The 22,317-nt window shown below is 44.9% G+C and carries 11 protein-coding genes; 6 read left to right on the top strand and 5 right to left on the bottom strand.

Annotated features, from left to right (window positions below):
- Positions 1 to 215: 215 nt before the first annotated feature.
- The 4 genes from OSC7112_RS20175 to OSC7112_RS20160 all read left to right on the top strand — a co-directional run bounded on the left by OSC7112_RS20175 (position 216) and on the right by OSC7112_RS20160 (position 5,391).
- The gene (locus OSC7112_RS20175; RefSeq protein ID WP_015177640.1) at positions 216 to 608 is read left to right on the top strand and encodes a response regulator; all 393 of its coding nucleotides are present in this window, start codon (positions 216 to 218) and stop codon (positions 606 to 608) included.
- Entirely contained in the window at positions 605 to 3,175 is a 2,571-nt protein-coding gene (locus OSC7112_RS20170) for a response regulator (RefSeq protein ID WP_015177639.1), read from the top strand. The genes OSC7112_RS20175 and OSC7112_RS20170 overlap by 4 nt, the downstream gene beginning before the upstream one ends.
- Entirely contained in the window at positions 3,150 to 4,808 is a 1,659-nt protein-coding gene (locus tag OSC7112_RS20165; protein WP_015177638.1) for an adenylate/guanylate cyclase domain-containing protein, read from the top strand. Before OSC7112_RS20170 ends, OSC7112_RS20165 begins: the two co-directional genes overlap by 26 nt.
- A 67-nt stretch (positions 4,809 to 4,875) precedes the next feature.
- Positions 4,876 to 5,391, top strand: coding sequence for a DUF1499 domain-containing protein (locus OSC7112_RS20160; RefSeq protein ID WP_015177637.1), 516 nt, complete (start codon positions 4,876 to 4,878; stop codon positions 5,389 to 5,391).
- 256 nt (positions 5,392 to 5,647) lie between these two features.
- Here the strand turns inward: OSC7112_RS20160 and OSC7112_RS20155 are convergent, their stop codons facing one another.
- From OSC7112_RS20155 to ltrA, 3 genes are all read right to left on the bottom strand, one after another.
- On the bottom strand, positions 5,648 to 8,395 hold the full coding sequence (locus tag OSC7112_RS20155; RefSeq protein ID WP_015177636.1) for a phosphodiester glycosidase family protein: 2,748 nt from the start codon (positions 8,393 to 8,395) through the stop codon (positions 5,648 to 5,650).
- A 113-nt stretch (positions 8,396 to 8,508) separates the two neighbouring features.
- Entirely contained in the window at positions 8,509 to 14,001 is a 5,493-nt protein-coding gene (locus OSC7112_RS20150; protein ID WP_015177635.1) for a trifunctional serine/threonine-protein kinase/ATP-binding protein/sensor histidine kinase, read from the bottom strand.
- Between the two features lie 491 nt (positions 14,002 to 14,492).
- Positions 14,493 to 16,151 (bottom strand): group II intron reverse transcriptase/maturase, encoded by a 1,659-nt coding sequence (gene ltrA / locus OSC7112_RS20145; RefSeq protein WP_015177634.1) that lies wholly within the window; start codon positions 16,149 to 16,151, stop codon positions 14,493 to 14,495.
- Between the two features lie 1,323 nt (positions 16,152 to 17,474).
- Here ltrA and OSC7112_RS20140 point away from each other — a divergent pair.
- A complete protein-coding gene (locus OSC7112_RS20140) occupies positions 17,475 to 18,005 on the top strand; it encodes a peptidoglycan-binding domain-containing protein (protein WP_015177632.1) in 531 nt (176 codons plus the stop codon).
- Positions 18,006 to 18,237: 232 nt separating this feature from the next.
- Positions 18,238 to 19,359, top strand: coding sequence for a patatin-like phospholipase family protein (locus tag OSC7112_RS20135; RefSeq protein ID WP_015177631.1), 1,122 nt, complete (start codon positions 18,238 to 18,240; stop codon positions 19,357 to 19,359).
- A gap of 50 nt (positions 19,360 to 19,409) precedes the next feature.
- Here OSC7112_RS20135 and OSC7112_RS39970 read toward each other — a convergent pair whose 3' ends face one another.
- Entirely contained in the window at positions 19,410 to 19,556 is a 147-nt protein-coding gene (locus OSC7112_RS39970; protein WP_190274239.1) for a hypothetical protein, read from the bottom strand.
- A gap of 203 nt (positions 19,557 to 19,759) precedes the next feature.
- Positions 19,760 to 22,150: a S8 family serine peptidase gene (locus OSC7112_RS20125; RefSeq protein WP_015177630.1), complete on the bottom strand. Its 2,391-nt coding sequence runs from the start codon at positions 22,148 to 22,150 to the stop codon at positions 19,760 to 19,762.
- Positions 22,151 to 22,317 lie beyond the last annotated feature (167 nt).

Genomic DNA, 22,317 nt, shown 5'->3' with positions numbered 1-22,317 from the left:
AAACTTACCTGCCGGGGGCTGATTCCCGGTGACACTCGTTGCTGTCTCGCTGACAAATACAAGATTTATTACAATAAACCGGGTCGATCTGTTGATCTTCGGAAGTCCTATTAAAATAAGATAGGGGACAGATATCCTGCATCCTTGCCCGAAATCAATAATGCAAAAGCCAGTCATGTCAGTAAACCTACTAAAATTTAAGCAGAGAGGAAAAGATGAATAAGCCTATAATTCTTTGCGTTGATGATGAACCCGATATCTTGAATACTCTCAAGATGCAGCTAAAGAAGGAATTTAAAAATGATTACTTTTATGAATTAGCTGAAAGTGGTGATGAAGCTTTAGATTTACTGGAGGACTTTCAAGAAAAAGCTCAGGTGATTGTGGTTGTTTCTGATTGGCTGATGCCGGGAATTAAAGGTGACGAACTTTTAATTAAAGTTCACCAAAAGTATCCTACAATTATTAAAGTGATGTTGACTGGACAAGCGGATGCAGCGGCTGTTCAGCGGGCAGTAGAAGAAGCAGATTTATACTGTTGTTTGTACAAACCCTGGCAAAGCAAAGACTTAATAGAGACTATAAAATCTGGGCTGGCTAAGTTATGAAAAAACCTGTGATTGTTTGTATTGATGATGAACCTGATGTTTTGAATAGTTTAAAGATTGAACTGAAAAAGGCGATCGGCGATCGGTGTATAATTGAAACCGCTGAAGGGGGGGCTGATGCTTTAGAGTTGCTGGCAGATTTGCAGGCAGATGAATACGAGATTGCTTTGGTGCTTTCCGATTATATCATGCCGGATATTAAAGGGGATGAACTGCTCAGAAAAATTCACGAAAGCTCGCCGGAGACGCTTACGATTATGCTAACGGGGCAAGCAGATTTGGAAGCCCTGAGTAATGCTATTAAGTATGCTAAATTGTACCGTTATATTCCTAAACCTTGGCAAAATGAAGACTTAAAATTAACGGTAGTAGAAGCTGTTCACAGTTATTTGCAAGATCAAAAGTTAACAGATGAAATTCATAAGCGCCAAGAAGTAAACGAGGAGTTAAAGCTAGTAAATGAGGCGCTGTCTGCGAGTGAAAGCCGCCTGAGCCAATTTTTAGAAGCTTTGCCAGTGGGGGTATCTGTTTATCATCCCGACGGCTCGATCGCCTATTTCAACCAGGCTGCGCGGGATTTGCTGGGTGCAGACACTATCCCGGAAAGCACTGCGGAACAATTAGCTGCTACTTATCAACTTTATGTTGCCAATACTGATGAGCTGTACCCGCCGGATAATCTGCCAATTTTGCGCGCACTGAAAGGAGAATCTGTCAAGGTTGACGATGTAGAAATCCGTCAAGATGGCAAAAGAATTGCGATCGAGATCAATACCACGCCGATTTTTGACGCTAGCGGAAATATTGTTTATGCGATCGCAGCTTTTCAAGATATTAGCGATCGCAAACAAGCCGAAAAAATACTAGCAGATTACCACCACACCTTAGAAGCCCAAATTGACGAACGCACAGAACAACTGCAACAAGCCGCATTAGCTGCTGAAGCAGCAAACAAAGCTAAAAGCACGTTTATTGCCAATATGAGCCACGAGTTACGCACCCCTCTCAATTCTATACTCGGCTTTGCACAAATCATGGAACCCAGCCCGGATCTTACTGTCGAAAACCGAGAAAATATGAGAATTATTCGCCGTAGTGGCGAACACTTGCTGACCTTGATCAATGAAGTCTTAGATTTGTCAAAAATCGAAGCGGGGCGGATGACACTCAACCCGAAAAACTTCGACCTCTACCGCTTGCTTGACGATTTGCAAGATATGTTTCAACTGCGGGTACATAATGAAGAATTGCAGTTGCATTTCCAGCGCGATGCTGACGTTCCTCAGTACGTGCGAACCGATGATATTAAACTGCGGCAAGTGCTGATTAATCTTCTGAGTAATGCGATTAAGTTTACCCAAACAGGCGAAATCATCTTAAGAGTTATAAAGTTAGAAAAATCGGGATTTCTGGATTTATTGGATAGTCCTAAAGCTTGCTTCGATACCACAAGAAGTATTCGGGATTTTTCGAGAACTAGCAGTGATTTTGCAAAGGTTGAATGCAGCGATGAGGCTGAGGATTCAACTGTGCCGGATTTTTTCCTTCTCTTTGAAATTGAAGATACAGGAGTTGGCATTGCTTCCGAAGAATTGGGCAATATTTTTAAGGCTTTTGTGCAAACAGCTTCCGGTCAAAAAATTCAGAAAGGCACGGGTTTAGGATTGAAGATCAGCCGTCAATTTGTCCGCCTGATGGGAGGAGAAATTGTCGTAGAAAGTCAACTGGAACTCGGCACCACTTTTAAATTTGAAATTCCTGTCGGTGCGGTTTATGCTGCCGATATTCCAGATCCGCAACTTAACCGCGAAGTTAGTGGGTTGGAACCCAATCAACCGTGCTATCGGATTTTAATTGTGGACGATCGCGAAGACAACCGCCAACTTTTAGTCAAAATGCTTTCTCCTTTAGGTTTCGGGGTGGAACAAGCCACCAACGGCCAGGAAGCCATAGAATTATGGGAAAATTGGCATCCGCACTTAATTTTGATGGATGTGCGAATGCCGGTGATGGACGGCTACGAAGCTACTAAACAAATTAAGGCCAGAATAAAGCAGAGAGAGCAAGAGCAGCAAGAAAAAGAGGAAATGAATCTGGACGAGCCCGAATCCCCGATTCCGAAGATTATTGCTTTGACAGCTAGTACAATTGAAGGGAGACAAGCGTTTGCTTTATTGGTCGGCTGCGACGATTTTATTAGCAAACCTTTCCGCAAAACAGATATATTTGATACCATCAACAAACATTTGGGGGTGAAGTATCTCTACTCTAACTCAACGGACTTTATCTCAATAGGCGATCGAAATAATTTATCTAGCTCGCTCCCTAATGCTGCGCTTGCTTATTTACCTACACTTCCCGCAGAATGGATAGACAACATGAAGCAGGTAATCCGCAGTGCTGATTTTGACTTAATTGTCAGGACAATCGACGAAATAAGGGATCCTCATCCTGAATTGGCGGAAATCCTCCAGGGTCATCTGGATAATTTTGATTACCAGAAAATTCTCAATTTAATTGCCGAGGCGGAGGAATCAGATAATGCAGATGAAGGCGGAACAAACTGAAAACTATCAAGCAGATATTTTAGTAGTTGACGATACGCCAGATAATCTGCGTTTGTTGATTAGAATTTTGCAAAAAAATGGCTATAAAGTTCGACCTGTTACTAATGGTTTTTCGGCGTTAGATGCTATTCAATCTAGCGCACCAGATTTGATTTTACTCGATATTATGATGCCGGATATTGACGGCTACGAACTATGTAAAAAATTAAAAGCACAATCGCAATTTAAGGAAATTCCCATCATTTTTCTCAGCGCGCTAGAAGAAGGAATAAATAAAGCCAAAGCTTTTGAAGTTGGTGGAGCGGATTATATCACCAAACCTTTTCAAGTGAAAGAAGTGTTGGCGCGAGTGAGCAATCAACTTACTGTGCGTTTATTGCAAATGCAATTGCAAGAAAAAAATCAAAAATTGACCGCTCAAAATATCCAGTTGCACCAAGAAATTGCTGAACGCCACCAGGTGGAAATGGAAACAAGATTGCTGCTGCAGGCCACTCAAGCTATTAGCAAATCTGAGGATTTTGAGTCGGCTATAGATGTGATTTTAGGTTTAATTTGCAAAACTATTGAATGGAATCTGGGCGAAGCTTGGATTCCTTGCAGTGATGGCTTTTTAAAATGCGCTACAGGCAGGTACGTCAGTGACTTGAGTTTTGCCCAATTCCGACAAACAAGTTGGCAGTTAATTTTTGCTCCCGGTGTGGGACTCCCAGGTAGGATTGGGCAGTCGCAGCAGTCTGAATGGATCGAGGATGTTTCTACTGCACCGGAACAAGTTTTTTCACGAGCGGAAATTGCGCGGAGTGTGGGATTGAAAGCGGCTTTTGGGGTGCCAATTTTGGCGGACAACCAAGTGTTAGCTATTTTGATTTTTTATCGCGAAAAAGTTCTGAAATGTCAGCCGCGCTTGTTGGAATTAGTGAGCGCCGTTGCTACGCAGCTCGGTTCGTTGATTCAGCGAAAACAAGCTGAAGCAGCGCTGAAAGTGCAGCAAGGGCAAACAGAGAAATTGCTGCTGAATATTTTACCGAAACCTATTGCGGATCGCTTGCAAAAAGAGCAAAAGTTGATAGCGGATCATTTTGATGAGGTGAGCGTCTTGTTTGCTGATTTGGTTGGTTTTACAGAGTTTTCGGCTCACAAAAGTCCGACGCAGTTGGTAGAAATTTTGAACGGGATTTTCTCGGAGTTCGATAGGTTGTCTGAATTGCACGGGTTGGAAAAGATTAAGACGATTGGGGATGCTTACATGGTGGTTGGGGGTTTGCCGACGCCGCGGGAGGATCACTCGGAGGCGATCGCACTTTTAGCTTTGGAGATGCAGGCAGCTTTGAGGAGGTTTAATGCCAAAATGGGAGAAAATTTTCAATTGAGGCTCGGAATTCACAGCGGTTCGGTGGTGGCTGGAATTATTGGGATTAGTAAATTTAGCTATGATTTGTGGGGGGATACTGTTAATGTTGCTTCACGCATGGAGTCGAACGGATTGCCTGGTAAAATTCAAGTGACGGCGGCGACTTACGAGCGTTTGAAAGAGCAGTTTGTTTTGGAAGAACGGGGTCATATCCCGATTAAAGGTAAAGGAAGAATGCTGACTTACTGGTTAATTGAAGAACAAAAGAAATCTTTTTAAAATTTTGAGGTAATTTCAATTAATATGAAAGGTAGACCGCATTTATAGTTTCAGGAGGGCTAATCCTTTGCGAACAGTTGAAACAAAATCGCCGACAGCATGGAAAAGAGTCCTGGTTATTTTAATATCACTGCTAGCAGTAGCGGTACTGTCGATCGCTACTTTTATCGCTATACCTGGAGAAAAAACCATGTTTGCTGGAACCAGACCTGCCAATATCGGGATTCAGTCAGGAAAACTCGCAGCGTGCCCGAGTTCCCCCAACTGCGTCAGCAGCTTCAGTCAAGATGCCGAACACAAAATTGAGCCTTTGGCCTACACTTCGTCCCAGAGTGAAGCGATGGTAAAGCTCAAAGGGGCGATCGAGTCCTATGGAAAAACTAAAATTATCACGGCAACTGATAATTACCTCTATGCGGAGTTCACCAGCGCTTTGATGGGGTTTGTTGATGACGTTGAATTTTTGGTAGATGATAGCGCAAAAGTCATCCACGTGCGATCGGCTTCGCGTCTGGGACAGTCGGATTTGGGAGTTAACCGCAGTCGCATAGAAGCTATCAGAACTCAATTCAATCAACTCTGAACTTAAAATTTCTAGCTTTCCTGAAGCCCCTCTCCTGCCCAACCCCCCCTTGCTAAGGCAGGGCTGTTTCATTCTCTTGTAGGGGCAGCCCCCCTCGCTTTTCCCAATCCCACCAAATGCCTAACAAATCCTGGATGGGCCGGGTCGGCATTCAGGGCACGACGCGTACAAAAGGCTGGTTTTCCTGAGAATGAAACCGCCCTGCTTGCTAAGGGGGGGATAAGAGTTTTTTGAGTTTGTTCCGTAGTGGTACGGTTTATGGTTGAATGAAAATACCGATCGCATTATGAACGCTCGCAGCAGTTGACGGAGGTCGATCGAGCAAACTACCTCCCAAATACAAACTCGTCGAACTTCCGCCATCCAAATTTAAAGCCTCCACAGCACCCATTTGCTGCAATATCTGCGCGAGTTCTGCGAAATTTGGCCCCGCCCCGCCCGCGCGATTGTGCACCGCTACAATCAGCAAATTCCCCGCAGCAGTTCGCCCGATCGCACTTCTAATTGCTGTCTGTCGAACATAGGCATCGCTAAACCCTTCCGCCTTCGCATCCAAAACCACTCGACTGTTTTGTACCAAGACCGGCCCGCCGCCGAGAATGTATGGAAAACGGTTGAAATCAGCAGGAAAAGTGTTAGTTTCCAGACGCAATAAAGTGCCGGGTGTGAATTGAGGGGCGATCGACAAATCCGAACGCAAAGCCAAAACATAACCGTTAGCTGGAATGGGAAAAGTTGTTGTTCCCGCCGCACCTCCGGGGGATTGGCTGACAACTAGATCGCCCGCAACAGTCACAACTATTTCATTGCCAGACAGCGGAGTATAAGTTGTTCCCCAATCAGAATTGTAGCGACCGATTCCCGATTGCACGTAGGCACTATTGAGATGAGAAACAGGCAAAAATTGATTTGCCGGAGTTATCAAAGTTTCTTGCAAAGTCAAACGATCGATCGCAAATTCGCCCCGATCGTTCCAGGCGATCGCCCCCCGATTCAAAATCGGGCCGGAAAGCCATTTATTGTCCCGCCGAATAGCGCCTAAAGCTAAGCGATTAATTCGATTGAAAAAACCTGCATTAATCGCCGCAGCGGCACCAGACACTTCTGCTGTTTGCAATAAAGGTGCAGTGCCTCGATCGGCAGGCGGATTGCTGAGAATTGGTCGAATTTTTATACCGGATTGACGCGGATTAACTTCTAACCAAACTACCGGAAAACGAGCAGTTCCTAAATTCTGATACTGCTGCCGCCACTGCACACCGGGAGCCCAAACAATGTTTTTTTCTACTAACGAATCTGGCCGAATGTCGATCGCTAATCGATTGGGATTTCCCAAGCTGAAAACTTGCGGCCGCCAACCTAAAGGAATCCTTACTTTGACTTTGGTTTGAGCGCCGTCAGGTTCGACTTTTAGTGATAGCAATTGTTGGCTGGTTGAAAAAGTCTGCTGAATTATGGCGGGTGCGACTTGGGCATCGATCGCGATCGACCATTCTTGACCGGCGATCGGCTGTAATGGCGTTATTTGCAGCGGGAGAGCCGGTTTCGTCGGGTCGTCTGGTGTTTCGAGGTTTGGCGCTGTGCGGAGGTTTGGCAGTGGGATAGCGGGCTTTGTGGGGTCGTCCGGGGGGTTGGGTGTCGGCGTCGGCGACGGGATTGGTTTATTGACAAAGTTAACTTGCCAAGGGGCGGGGCGATCGAGATCTACAACAATGCGATCGCCAGATTCTATTTCTGCTTGCCGAATTCCAGTAACACTTGCAGTTTGAGAAGTAATTTTTAGAATATTCCCATCAGCAGATATCTCCCAGCCCGCAAGTCGAGCAAAATCGGTAACATCTAAGTAACGATACGGGCCTGTTGCCCGCGCTGCTAAGCTTTGAACACCGGTTAAAGATACCGAAAACCACTGCACCGGTTGTTTGGTACTGTCGGCGCTGCTAAGCAAATCCACTCCCGCACTTTGCATCAATCCAACGTCAGCAATCCAAGTTCGGAAATCTGCAGAAGTGCTGTTTGCCGGCTGCTGAGTCCAACTTAGGGGAAGAAGGCGACCGTTTAGAGACACTTGGCTGCCTTGTCTAACTCTCGAAGATGGCGGTAAAGATTGAGCCAAAAGCCTATATTCCGACAGGGAATGAATTCCCTGTCTCATAGCTGAAGTCCTCTCAAGAGGACTATATGTCAATATTTCAGTCGGTTTTAACCGACTTTCGCTATCAGCCAGGGAATTCATTCCCTGGCGGGCTCTCGAAGCATGAATCAAATGCTGAGTCCAACTTAGGGGGAGAATGCGGTCGTTTAGAGACACTTGGCCGCCTTGTCTAATTATCGAAGAAGGCGGTAGGGATTGAGCCAAAAGCCTATATTCCGACAGGGGTTGAATTCCCTGTCTCATAGTTAAAGTTTTCTCAAGAGAACTATCGGTCAATATTTCAGTCGGTTTTAACCGACTTTCGCTATCAGCCAGGGAATTCATTCCCTGGCGGGTTCTCGAAGCATGAATCAAATGCTGAGTCCAACTTAGGGGGAGAATGCGGTCGTTTAGAGACACTTGGCCGCCTTGTCTAATTATCGAAGAAGGCGGTACAGATTGAGCCAAAAGCCTATATTCCGACAGGGGTTGAATTCCCTGTCTCATAGTTAAAGTTTTCTCAAGAGAACTATCGGTCAATATTTCAGTCGGTTTTAACTGAGATGTTGCACCATTCTCAATAAGTCTTTTATGAACAGGCAAGATGCCTGTTCCACAAAGAGTGAATTTTCTCACTTCACAGGCATCTTGCCCGTTCTTGACAATGGTGCAAGATATCAGTTTTAACCGACTTTCGCTATCAGCCAGGGAATTCATTCCCTGGCTGGAGCTCGAAGCATCAATCAGCTCAGCCCTCTCCCCCTGTTGTGCTCTTCCGGGTTGATTCCAGAGCAAAGACGGGGCGATCGCCAGTACGGGTAAAATCGAGACTGACAATATTAGACGCCAATAGAAAAAATTACGTTTCACAGCTTACAACTCACAATTTCATTCCTAAACGTATGGGATATAGAAACCGGGAATATCCCTATGTTTCTTATTACTAAACGGCGCTAATTGCGCTAAAGCCTAGCACGAACTGCTCACGCCGGAATAGAAATCACAAACTCCGAACCATGCCCCAAAGAGGAATTCACGGCTAACGTACCTCCATGTTTTTCCACAACAATTTGGCGGGCAATAGACAATCCCAATCCGGTTCCTTGACCCACAGCCTTGGTCGTGAATAAGTGGTTAAAGATGTTTTCCTTGACTTCGTTCGACATCCCCACTCCATTATCCTTAATCCGAATCACAACCTGATTGTTGGATTCGCTCAGAGCAGTTTGAAGCGTGATTTGATTGGGTAGGGCTTTAATTTCCTTAAAACTGCGCCCCTTATTTGACTCCTCCAGAGCGTCAATGGCATTAGCCAGTACATTCATAAATACCTGGTTTAACTGTCCGGGAAAGCATTTGACTGGGGGTAAGTTACCATACTCTCTCACAACTTCAATGGCAGGGCGGAACTCGCTGGCTTTTAAACGGTGCTTGAGAATTAGCAGAGTGCTTTCGAGTCCGTCGTGAATATTGAAAGAAACAGGTCGATCGCTATCTGCCCTGGAAAACGTTCTCAAACTCGTACTGATATTGCGGATGCGCTCGACTCCCTCCTGCATCGAGCCAATTAATTTGGGCAAATCTTCTCGCAAATACTCCAAGTCTATATCCTCAATTTCTGATTCTATTTCCACTCCGGGATTGGGAAATTTTTCTTGATACAAATCGATCAAATTGAATAAATCCCCCACGTATTCTTGAGCCGGTTGCAAGTTGCCGGCGATAAAGCCTACGGGATTGTTAATTTCGTGGGCTACCCCTGCGACTAAATTTCCCAGAGCAGACATCTTCTCACCCTGCACCAATTGCAGTTGCATCTGTTTGAGATCCTGGATAGACTGCTCCAGTTTTTGGGCATATTCCTGGGATTGTTGATAAAGCTTTTGAGATTGCTGATACAAGCCCGCGTTTTCCAGCGAGATAGCAGCTTGCGAGCAGAGGATGTTGAGGAGGGCGACGCGATCGCCAGTGAATGCCCCCGTCGTCAGATTATTTTCCAAATACAGAATTGCCATCATTTTGCCTTGATGGGTAATCGGAGTACATAGGATGCTCTTAGGTTGGTGCTGCTTGATATAGGGGTCAGCAGCAAATATTAATTCAGTCTTGACATCATCGAAAACTAGGGTTTTCTGGGTGCGTTTGACGTAATTAATGACAGTCTGGGGAATTGATTCGCTCTCCTCGATCCCAATAGTTTCTTGCAAAAGACAGCCTTGGCGATCGCTACAGTGGATGGCGATTGTCCAGTTGTCCTCTTCTTTCAAAATCAATACTCCTGTTTGAGCGCCTGCATTCTGAATCGCTACTTCCATCAGGGTAGTGAGCAATTGTTCCAGCTTAATTTCGCTAGACAAAGCTTGATAAGCTTTGATAACAGTTGGTAAATCTATTACTGTGGTACTCGTACTGCCAGCAATTGTTTGGCGATGACTAGAAATCAATGAAGTCTCATTGGAGGTAGTACCTTCCTCCAACGAACCAGCTTTCTCCTGTTTGAAGATAGGAGCCAGAAGTTCGGGATAGCGTTGTTCTAGAGCGTCGATTTTTGCTTTCGCTCCCCAACGAGCATAAGCATAGTAAGCATCTATTAGATATACCTGGGCAACTTTTTCTTTCCCCCATACCAAGTAGAATTTAGCAGCCAATTCATTCGCCAGAGCTGCTTCGTTGAGATAATCGTTTTCTTTAGCAAGAAAAATGGCGCGATCGTAACTCTCCATCGCCTGCACATTTTCACCCAGCACTCGGAACAGTTCGGCTTCCACTAGGTAACATTTGTGAGAGAAATTCATGGGGGCGTGATGTGCCCATTTATGAAGGGTTTCCTGGTTGTTTTTCACTTTTTGCAGATGTTCTTGTTTCTCTTCCGATGAACCCAGCTCGGTACAAACTCCCAGCCGTGCTAGAGAGTCATAAAAGTAGAACATCGGCACATTGAGCATACCCGTCACCGCGTCTAAATACTGTTCGGCTTGCCGAGCATTTTCTAAAGCTTGCTCGGTTTCTCCAAACAGGTAACACACAAGCAGTTTATGGAAGTACAAATAGTGGAGTCCGTTGCGATCGTTTGCTTGGATGTGAAATGGGAGCATTGTTTGTTCATTGTAGGCATCTCCCACAAATTGACAGGGATTTTCCGATCGCCCCAGCAGATTTAATAAAGCCTGATGAACGATTTGAGTATAATTTAACGCTGCTTCTTGTTTAAATTGAACCAACGCCTTGCAGTAGGTCGCTACCTCCTCTTCGAGTCCGGCAATTTCCCGACCGATTAAATATGAATATTGAGAGATTTCTTTGGCTGAATATCCTAATTCTAGCTCTCCCGTTTCCAGCCCTATCGCGTAACCCTCTTTTAAAATAGGGATGGTTTCTTTAACATGATGTTTGCCATGTATGATGTGAACGCCGACTGTATAATATACTTTTGTTTTGAGGTAATTAGCATTAAATAAATCAACAATATTTAACGCCAATTGCCCAAATTCAAACCCTGTTTCAATGTCTTGAAGTACACCGCTTAATACCAATCCATACAACCCGTAAGCAAAAGCAGATAAGGGAGCATTCCCATAACTAACCGACAAATGAACCATTTCCACAATAACCAGTGGCAGGAGAAGTGGAGCCGTGATGTAGGCTGGAGAAACTAAAGCTGATAAAATTCGCAAGGCTGCTTGCTTTTGGAGATTTTCCATTTCTGGCAAATCAATAAAGTCCGCAATTTTTTTGCCAGCAAAAAGTGACGCGGTTTGTTCTAGTCCCTGCTGAATATCTGCCGGAGTTGGATTTTCGGGAAAGCAGATTCCCAAGAGTTTGAGAACTGCTAACCCCATTTCAACGGCTTGTTTGGGTTTGACTTGCGCCGTACAAGCAGAAAGCTCTATTTCATACACTTTCACCTTATCCAGCAGCGTTCTGGCATTGTGCAGGACTAAATCAGCTAATTCCTCCATGTCCTGAAAATCATAGCTCAGGTATGCAGTTTCTGCCGCTAATACGTGCAGTTCCAGGGCTGTTTCATAGTGAGTGTGCCAGCTATCGGGAGCTAGGATTTGCCTGCCAAAACTTAAATATTTGCGTGCCGCAACATAAGCAGTAGCAGTCTTCGCCTTGCGTCCCGCGATTAAATTCAACTCAGCCAGTTGGTAACGCTCTGTTGGCTCGGTAATTAAATCAACACCATAATTCAACTGGTTGACTATATTAAAAATTTTCTCTTCCCTTTCTGTTGTTGGAGTATTAATCAACAAAAGTTGACCAATATTGAGGTGAGTGGATTGTTTCTGGGATTCGGGAATCAAAACGTAAGCTGCTTGCTGTACGCGATCGTGCATAAATTTGTAATAACAGGAGTCTGCATTCTGAAACCACGAGTCAGAAGTATTGCTTTCTGTTTCTGAATTCTGATTGCCGAATTCAAACTCCTCTGAAGTAAAAAATTTATAAATTTCCGTTAGTGGGAGAATCAACCCTGCTTGCAAAGCCGGCCACAAGTTGGCGGCCGTATCCGAAGAAGATTTTTCACAAACTACCGCCAGCGTTGCTATATCGAATTCGTTACCAATGCAGGCAGCTAACTTTAAAACTTCTTGCGTCTGGATTGGCAACTTTTGCAATTGAATCGCCATGAACTCGACAACATCATCCGTTAGTGCTAAGGTTCGCACTCTCGCGATATCGCACTGCCAATACCGAGCCTCAAAATTAAACGTAATTAGCCCATCTTCATGCAAAGATTTGAGAAATTGCGTGCTGAAAAATGGATTGCCTTGGGTTTTTTGATCTACCAGTTCTGTTAATGGCATAGCCAAGGCTTTAGAACAAGCTAAGGTATCGGCAATCAAACTATTCAAATTGACGCAATCGAGCGGCGCGAGGGTAATGGTGTTTACAGTAGCTCCCGTTTGTTGGATTTCGGATAATGTCACCACCAAAGGGTTTACGGGACTGACTTCGTTATCTCGATACGCTCCTATTAAAAAGAGATACCGCCGATCGCGATCGCTCGTCAGAAGTTGAATCAAGTTCAATGAGGCTGAGTCGGCCCATTGCAAGTCGTCTAAGAAAATGACGAGGGGATGTTCTTTGGTTGTGAAGAGTTGAATGAAGTTCTCGAGTAACCGATTGAAGCGATTTTGGGCAGCACTGCCCGAAAGTTCTGGTGCCGGGGGTTGCTCTCCGATAATCCGTTCTAGTTCGGGAATTACCTCAACAATTACCTGAGCATTCTCGCCCAACGCTGCCAGGATTTGAGTCTTCCACTGCTCAACTTTAGCATCTGTTTCGCTCAACAATTGACCCATTAAATCGCGAAAAGCTTGTACAAAAGCTGAGAAGGGTTGGCTGCGTCCAAATTGGTCGAATTTGCCTTTGATGAAGTAGCCTCTAGCTGCGACAATCGGTTTGTGAACTTCGTTGACGACGGCGGTTTTGCCAATACCTGAGAAGCCAGCCACCAGCATCATTTCCGCGCTTCCGGCACTCACGCGATCGAAGGCTGCCAGTAGGGAGAATACTTCGTTCTCTCTACCATATAATTTTTCGGGAATGATGAAGCGATCGCACAAATCTCGCTGCCCTAGTTTAAAAGAGGCGATTTCTCCAGTTTTTTGCCACTGGTACAAACAAGTTTCCAAATCAAACTTGAGTCCGATCGCACTTTGATACCTATCTTCAGCATTCTTCGCCATCAGTTTGCTAACAATTTCAGACAGCACCAATGGAACGCTTTTGTTGAGGTGATGGACTGGAATAGGCTGCTGGGCAAGGTGACAGTGTACTAACTCTATCGGATCTTCGCTTTGGAAAGGCAACTGTCTCGTCAGCAGTTCGTAGAATGTAACTCCCAGAGAGTAGAAATCCGTGCGGTAGTCAATGCCTCGGTTCATTCGCCCAGTTTGTTCGGGAGATATGTAAGGTAAAGTGCCTTCTAGAAGGTTGGGATTTTGAATTTCTTGGGTTTCGCGCGGCAACAGGGAAGCGATGCTGAAGTCAATCAGCTTCACTTCTTTGCTGACAGGGTTAATTAAAATGTTGGCGGGTTTGAGGTCTTTATGGATGACGTGGTGGCGGTAAAGTCCGTCGAGCGAGTTGGCAATTTGAATTGCAATGGGAAGAAACTCGTTAACGGGCAACCCTTCCAGGGGTTCGTTGCTGGCGAACACCAAACTAGCGAGGTAGCTACTTAAGGAAATTCCGCCAAAGTCTTCCATTACCAGAGCATAGTGGTTGTGGTAAGTCTCCAGGCTGTATGCCTTGACAGTACCGGGGAGCTCTAAGTTTTTAGTAATGACAAACTGATTGCGGAAGTGCACCAGTTCGTGGAAGCGGGGAAAGTCATTTCGCAGCACTTTGATCGCTACGGGCTGCCGATCTGAAGACCGACGGCCACGATAAACTAGAGTTCGATTGCCTGCGTATATTTGCTCGTTAATCTGATATCCTCGAAAAATATTTGTTATGCTAGCCATATCTACGTATTCCTACTGCTTCTGTCAAGCCTGAAGCTTTTTAGAGTTACTATCTACTATTTTCGCTCTCTCGGCCGTGCTATTGATTAACTTTACTTAGTTTAATCTACTTTGCAGCTAAAATTATCAAAACGTCATTTAAAAAACAAGACTTAATATTTTAGGTAAGAGATATTGATACTGGAGTTGAGACCAAGTAGAAAATGAAGGAGGCTAACTCTGATTAAATGAAAGCAGTTCATTGAAGTGTAATTTAATCAGCCAATTAATAGGAGAAAAATATGGTTAAAAGTCTTAACCTAGCTCAGTCAATTAACGATGGTATCAGTTCCGTTTCGGGATTAAATTGCTGTCGTGTCTAATCATGCTCTGCTCTAGTTTGTGTACTCTGAACACCGAGCGACCAATTAGTCGGGTAAGGTTCGAGGGTCGCCCCTTTCCCCTCCCCTAAGAACCGGACATGAGACTTTCGCACTCATCCGGCTCAAGCCTTATTTCAAGCGAGATTTAACTTGGGTTTTATGTACCTGCTTGTGACACGGTTTGTGTAGGTGCTGAAGGTTTTCCACGTCGTCTGTTCCACCTCCAGCAACAGGCACTATATGATGGGTTTCGATTTCTTCCCCCTTGAATAAGGGTTCGCCACATTCTGGGCACTTCCAGTCTTGGTTATCTGCTATCGTATAAAGCTTAGAGCCTTTATTGAAGCGAGTTTTTCCAAGCTTCTGGTGGCGTTTGTCCCAATATTCCTTTAGCGAGGGGTCATCGGGGCTGGCGTCACCCTTAACCTTTATATGGCGTTCGATGGGAGTAGATGCAATTGAGTATAGGGCAAGTTCTTTGTCTTTACCCCTTCGGTCGCTTGTAGTACAAGCGAACACCCAGTTGTTGCCTTTAATGGTTTTGAAGTAACGCTTCCGAACCCATCTCTTGTTTTTGTTGGGGTGTCTACGCTTTGCCCAACGCCAAAGGTATTGCCACAATCTATAGGAGATGTAGCCGAAGGTTTCCTTGCTCACTACCCCTTTGTAGTAGTTGGCAAAACCTCTGAGAATTGGATTGAGCTTTTTGATTAAGACTTCCTGTTCTACACCATTTAAGTTTCTAACTTCTTCTCCCAACCGCTTGCAGAAGATTAACACCTTCTTTTTGGACGGCTTAATTAGGAGTTTTCCATCGTAGTGCCGGGAGTTGAACCCCAGGAAATCAAACCCATCTTCCAATGACGTGATTACCGTCTTCTCAGCGCTTAACTCAAGACCTCGTTCTGATATCCATGCTTGTATCAGGGTTTGAGCAGTTTCAAGACTGTGTTTGTCTTTAGCCGTGACAATAAAGTCATCAGCATATCGAACCACGCCAAGTTTCGGGTTGGTGGCTTTTATAAAGGTTTCTAAGCCATGCAAACCGATATTGGCAAGTAGCGGCGAAATCACGCCGCCCTGTGGTGTGCCTTGTTCCGTGGGGTGTAATTTCCCTTGGAACACAAACCCTGCTTTTAACCATCCTTGGATGAGTTCTCTCTTGGGAAAGTTGCCCATCAGGTTCAGGATGGATTCATGGGCGATGTTGTCGAAGAATCCCTTGATGTCAGCCTCTAGAACCCATTTGTGTCCGCCTGCTTTGTTGAACCCTACTTTGTTAAAGCATTGCTCAATGGCATCTTGACAACTTCTTCCCGGTCGGAATCCGTATGAGTGTTGCTCGAATACGGCTTCCCATTCAGGCTCTAGTGAATTCTTTACTATTGCCTGTTCGATTCTGTCACGCACGGTCGGGATTCCGAGCGGTCGTTTCTTTCCGTTGGGCTTTGGTATCTCCACCCTTAGAGTTGGTTTGGGGTTGCCCCCATTCCAATCGTTTACCAGAATCACCCGCTGCTCTGGAGTATTGATTACTTCTTTATCAATGCCTGCCGTTGCTTTACCTTGATTGGTCTGGGTGATACGTCGAACTGACAGCAGCAAGTTTGCGTAGCTTCGTAACATCAACTTCTGCAAGCTCCGTAGCTTACGGAAGTCACCAAGTTTTCTCGCACGAAAGATTCTCTGGCGCAGGTTTCTAACTAGCTTGATAACTTTTATCCAGTTGATTTGGTTCCAGTTTTCAAGTCGTTTCTTTAGTCCGTTTGTTGTCAATAATGACACCATCTAACTTGTCCTTGGATTCGATTCCTTTAACTGAGTTTCTTTCGTATAAGACCCAAAAGAAGTCTGCTTTCCTTTCGGTCAGAAGTGATATTTCAACCCCTATCTGGTTCATTACAAACCAGCATTCGCTTTTTCTTCTATCCTTTACCCAACAGAGTGTTCCGTCTTTGTTACCTCAGACCTACTAGGAGTAATCGACCTCTCGTAGACTCTGTAGGGTTTATCCTGTTGTATCGCTTAGTTTTCTAACTTCCGTTAGGTGCTATCTTTTCTGCGGTGGAGATGCGTGTTCACACGATTTATGAAACACCGAATCATAAATCCTATCCACTTACCTTTTTGGTTAGAGCCTGTCAGCCTTATTTGGCTCTTTGTAGGATGACGCAGTTTTAGTGATAGTTCACTTACGTTCACCATTGGAAATTTCCCTCTTGCTCCTCACCAGCTTAGGCTGCTAGTTTCGGCTACGTTCGTGGTCTGCACTCCGACTTTTTCGTTACCTACTCAGTCGTGACCAGACTCTAGCGAGTCTCTTTACGTGAGGGTAGTGGGTGTGAATCCACTAGGAGAGTGGTTCTCCTTACTAAACGACCAGTTCAGGTCGCGCCGGTCTGTCCTACCCGATCTGAGGGGGTTCCGCTGCTCGTCTAGCCTACAAAAGGGTTCGACTTCCCCTTGACTCTCAGTTCGTTTTTCTTCGTTCCCTCGGTGAGATTGTTCGCCCCTTTAGGTGTAGCCAATTTAACTACTGGATTCCCTAGACTCTTAGCGCTGTCCGCCCAAGACTCGGCGGGAATAATCTCCAGTAAAGTCTGGGTTGGTAGTCTGAGCCCCGCTTCCTAATAAGTTACTTTTTTAGGCTCAGTTTCACCATTGGAGCTTCCCATTAACGCCAGTGTCACCTCACAATAGATATCTGATTGCCTCCAGTTAAGAGCTTCACCCTCCAAGAATCGAGCTTGGTCAGTGTGAGCAGATAGGGAGTCATACCTGAGTCTGGCAGAAGGGACTTGCACCCTTATCAGACCGAGAGTTCAGCCTTGTGGCTGGAAGGGTTATGTACGGACTTTCACCCCCGATTCACTCTTCAACGAATCGCACTAGACGTTTAGGCATAACTTGTCTTCGTTGCACTCTTAACATTCTTTTAGTATATCATTCCGGCGCTGGCGGAAGAGATATTAACAGTTAACACTGGGACTAACTCAAATGAGTGACACTCAAATGAGTGACACTCGAAAAAGTGACTGTCAATCCACAAATTCCACCAGTTATACCTGAAATATCACAGACCAAAACTTAAATGTTGATAGGAACCACATTATGTACACCGAAGAAAGAAGCTTGAACAATGAAACTATGGCTCTCGTCGCCGATACTACTGCTCAATCAACTATTGCACTTGCTGAAACCACTGGAGTAAACAAACCGACTTTACAAATCGGTTCAACAGGTCAAGCTGTCAAGGAACTACAACAGCTTCTATATCATTGGGCATATTATTTCGGGCCGATTGACGGTATTTTCGGCGTCCAAGTTCAAAACGCAGTCAAAGGCTATCAACACCGCGTCTTCTTACAAGAAGATGGGATTGTCGGCCCTCTCACTTGGGAAGCACTATACTCTGGTGCACCTGTGAATATGCCGGTAGTCATGAAGGGCAGTTCTGGTAATGCTGTTAAAATTGTTCAGAATGTCTTGAAAATCAATGGATACTATTTCGGCTCCATTGACGGATTATTCGGGCCGATGACAGATGTAGCAGTGCGACAATTGCAAATTAGCATGGCTTTACCGCAAGATGGAATTGTCGGCTACAGAACTTGGCACGCCCTCAGCAAGTTACCGCACTAATGACGGGTTGGATTAATATCAATTCCGGTTGCAATAGCAAAATAATTGTTGACTGTTGACTGTTGACTCGGAGTCGAAAAACTGAATGATTTACTGTTGATTGTTGACTCAATTTTATGATTCCGATGCAACCGGAAACCAGATGATGACCTTGGGTGTTGATATTTTGATGCTGTAGAAGTTTGTTTCATTTATGTTTGCCATTTAAGCAATATCTAAAGGAGTACGTGTGATGGGTACTAAATTCAAGAGAAGAATTCTCTCAATTGATGGTGGGGGTATTCGGGGTATTATTCCTGCGATCGTTCTCAACTACATTGAAGAGCGCACAGGAAAACGCATAGCAACAATGTTTGATTTTATTGCCGGTACTTCAACCGGAGGAATTTTAGCACTGGGTTTAACTAAACGGAATGGCTCGACTACGTTGCCCCTGAGCGAAGTCGAAGGGGTCACCAACCACCCAGACTCTAGCATCAATCATCAGCCCAAGTATACATCTGCCGAACTTTTAAATTTCTATCGCAAAGATGGAAAAAAGATTTTTAGTGAGTACATACCAGGTTCTTTTGATGATTTGCTACAACCCAAGCACAACCCACAAGGTAGGCAAGAAGTTTTAAAGGATATTCTAGGTGAAGCTAAGGTTGAAGACGCATTACGAGAAATTTTCATCACGAGCTACGATCTCGAACTGAGAGAACCAATTTTTTTTACAAGCAATCCGCAAGCAGAGGAAACCGAGAGTCTTAATAGCCGCAAAATATGTAAGGGATTCAAAATGGTTGAGGCAGCAATGGCAACTTCTGCTGCACCGACATTCTTTCCACCCTACCAACTCCCAACGGTACATCATACCGCAGAGGGATATTACGCTTTGATAGACGGCGGAATTTTTGCAAATAATCCTTCCTCACTTGCAATGATGGAGGCGATGATTTCTTACAATAGAAATACTGGTGAAGAACTACACCGTAAGGATACCCTTGTTGTTTCTTTGGGGACTGGCTCACTAACTAAGAAATACAAGTATAAAGACGTAAAAAATTGGGGACAAATCAAATGGGTACTTCCCTTACTTAACGTTGTTCTAGATGGTCAAAGCGAATCTGTTGCGTATCAGCTCGATCAGCTCATGGTGACTGAAGGAGAGAACAGAAACTACTACCGTTTTCAAGTTCCATTGAGTAGCGAGAACGATCGCGATCACATGGACAATGCAAGTCCCAGTAATATTGAGTACCTAGAGGGCCTCGGTAACAGACTGATTGAAGAGCGTCAGCAAAGTTTGGATAAGTTGTGTAAGCTTTTGAAGGAGGACACTGAACTATATTCTAATTTACCGCACAGTTAAATTGATATACGGTTGGAAGATTTTTAATGGGGGTAAGACTTTGTGTGTATTCATTCCCACAAAACAGCAACGCTTCCCCGATTACCGAACAACGATCGCACTCCGAAGCCGTTTTCTCCCACCTGAGCAAATGTTCCCGAAAATTCGGGAGTTGTGCCAATGTTGCGATCGCTTGCAGTTTCCGACGAGCAAGTCAATGCCTTAGCCGGCTGCAGGCTGCACAGCCAAGATTGGCAAACAAAAACAATACCCCAGTTTCTCCAACAGTCCTCGACGCCAAGCCTCTGCACAAGCCCGTGAAATGTAGCGGCAATCCCCCGTGGTTGCCGCGTCTGCGGTGATGTTGCGTCCAGGATTGTCCGAGAAACCGGGGTTCAAGAAATTTCCCAACAGTTCTTAATTATGTCTCGCGAACTTCCGAGGTAATTCCTTCAGCTTTTGCTGTTGCCGTCAAAAATTCCAAAATTTGGTCAGGAGTTAAGTTTGGATTAGCCTGAAGCATTAGAGCAACTACACCTGCAACATAGGGAGCAGCCATAGACGTTCCGTTCAATATGCCATAACCATCTACGTTTCTCGGCGTAATCGGAACTGTAGATAAGACTTCATAGCCCGGAGCAACCACAAAATTTGTTGTTATCGAACCAGCAGGATTGGAAAAAATTGTTACCTGTTTACCTGGAGTTGTGACTGCTCCGACAGCTACTCCCAAATTGTCGAAAGCATAAAATGCTGGAAAAGTCGGTTCGCTTGGGTTGAGTTTATCCCTGTCATTTCCCGCTGACATTACCACAAAAACCCCGGCTCCCTTGGCATCTTCTAGGGCTTTCCGTACTTCGTTATTGAGGAACTCTAGTCCGCCCAAACTCATGTTAATCACATCTGCGCCATTGTTTACCGCATAGCGGATGCCGTCAACGAGATTTGAAACAGATACATCTCCAAAACTTCCGACCCTAACCGGCATAATCTGAGCCTCATAAGCCACCCCACTCATTTCCAGCCCATTCATTTCCAGCGTGTTATTGAGAGGAGTGATGTCAATTCCATTTCTTTGGGCCCCTATGATTCCTGCTACATGAGTTCCGTGAAACCCACGCTGATCGTTTGACTCTGGGGAGGGATTGGCATCGCCATCCACAAAATCCCACCCATTTACATCATCACTAACTCCATTGAGATCGTCATCAATACCATTCCCCGGAATTTCATTAGGATTCCGCCAGATATTGCTCGTTAAATCGGGATGACTCAAGTCAACGCCACTATCAAGTACCGCAACCACAACACCTTTACCCGTGTATCCTGCTTTCCAGGCTGGGGCAACATTTAGCAGATTTAAGTCCCCTATATTATTGAACTTAGCTGCACTGGTGAGCGGGTCAGCAGCATCCAACTGCTGTTTATCAGTGGCAGCCGCAACGGCCGCTGCTGCATCCACCAGCCCGTAGCCGAACAAATTGTTGAAATTATCTGTTGTCGGTGCAGCTAAGATGCTGAGGTTGTAGCGCGTGTTGCCTGCAAAAGAATTGACTCCGAGATAATAAGTACCTGCTGACAAACCTCTAAAGAAAATTTCCTCTGGATTGTTGCCTTGCTGTTGAGGAACGCCAAGAATTTCACCAAAATCAACCTTATTGTTGTTATTAACATCCTGAAACAGCACTAAATCTGCATCTGTACTTGGATATATTCCCCGCAAGTTGACTTGAAGGTTGCTGGGCTGTGGGAGATCAAATTTGTAGAGTTTCGCAGGTTGTTTTTCCTCAACAAAGTCGTCCAACGAGCCCTGGATTCTGGTGCTGAATGTGCCAATAGGAATAGCTTGGTTCAGCTCGAACTGAATTGGCTGGACATTGATATCCAGGTTGTAGTCTGTGTTAGCTCCCCGAACAGCTTGTTGAACGAAGACAAAGTATCTGCTGGGTACAGAAAAGCGACTTTCAATGACTTCTGACTGAGTTCCAGGATTGCGGGAGGCAGAGACAGAGACGATTTCCTCTGGACTCAGTTGACCATCGAGATTAGCATCCCTCACCAAGAATAAATTAGCGTCCCCATTCAAACCGCTGAGTTGCAATTGAATACTGCTCGGTGTGTTAGTAGTAGTAAAAGTGTAAATATCTCGTAAGTCGTCTTCACCTACGAAGTCCTTGAGCGACTGAATTGGATTTTTCAGGACATCGAGATTTATTGGTCTGTTAAGGTTGTCATCTAAGACGAAATCGGCAGGGGCAAAACGAGCCCGGAGTTCTGCTGGCGAAACGTTGGCTACCTGTCCCAAGATCCTGTTATTAGCTTTAATCTTAATTAAAGTTCCCCCTGCCCAGGGTTCTAGATTTAGGTCAGCTTCGCTGAGGTTGTCAGTTAATCCAATCCCGTCAAATCTAGGGTCGAAGTCAGCGATCCAATCTACTGCTGCTGCATTTAGATCTGTTCGGAGTACAAACGTATCATTGCCACTACCACCAACTAGCGTGTCTCCATCCAAGTCGCCAGCCAAAATGTCATCGCCCTCATCACCTCTAAGTAGGTCGCTGCCTTGACCTGCCCGCAACAAGTCATTTCCTTGACCTCCGATGAGGGCATCGTTACCGACATACCCGAACAGCCAATCATCACCGCCACCGCCATCTATCAATTCTGGAGAGACCGAACCAATCACAATATCATTACCTTCTAAAGCCCGCAGTCCTCTGGTGAAGGGATTTAAAAGTCCTGGGGTTAGCCTGAAGTAATCAGAATTGGGAGTTAGATCGAAAAAGTTACCGTCATTGCTGGAAATATTCACAACAAGATGCTCCTGGTCAGATTAACAAATATATTTTAATAATGAAAAAAAAACGATCGTGAAATTGCAACGTTTTTTAACAATACAGGACTTACGCAACTGGCACCCTAAAATTTAATTTTAGGGTGGGTCAGATAAATTGCTGGAACGGTTATTGAGGGTTTCGA

The sequence above is a fragment of the Oscillatoria nigro-viridis PCC 7112 genome (assembly GCF_000317475.1).
GTDB lineage: Bacteria > Cyanobacteriota > Cyanobacteriia > Cyanobacteriales > Microcoleaceae > Microcoleus > Microcoleus nigroviridis.
The sequence above is the reverse complement of the archived record's forward strand: the minus strand, read 5'-3'. Positions and strand labels throughout refer to the sequence as shown.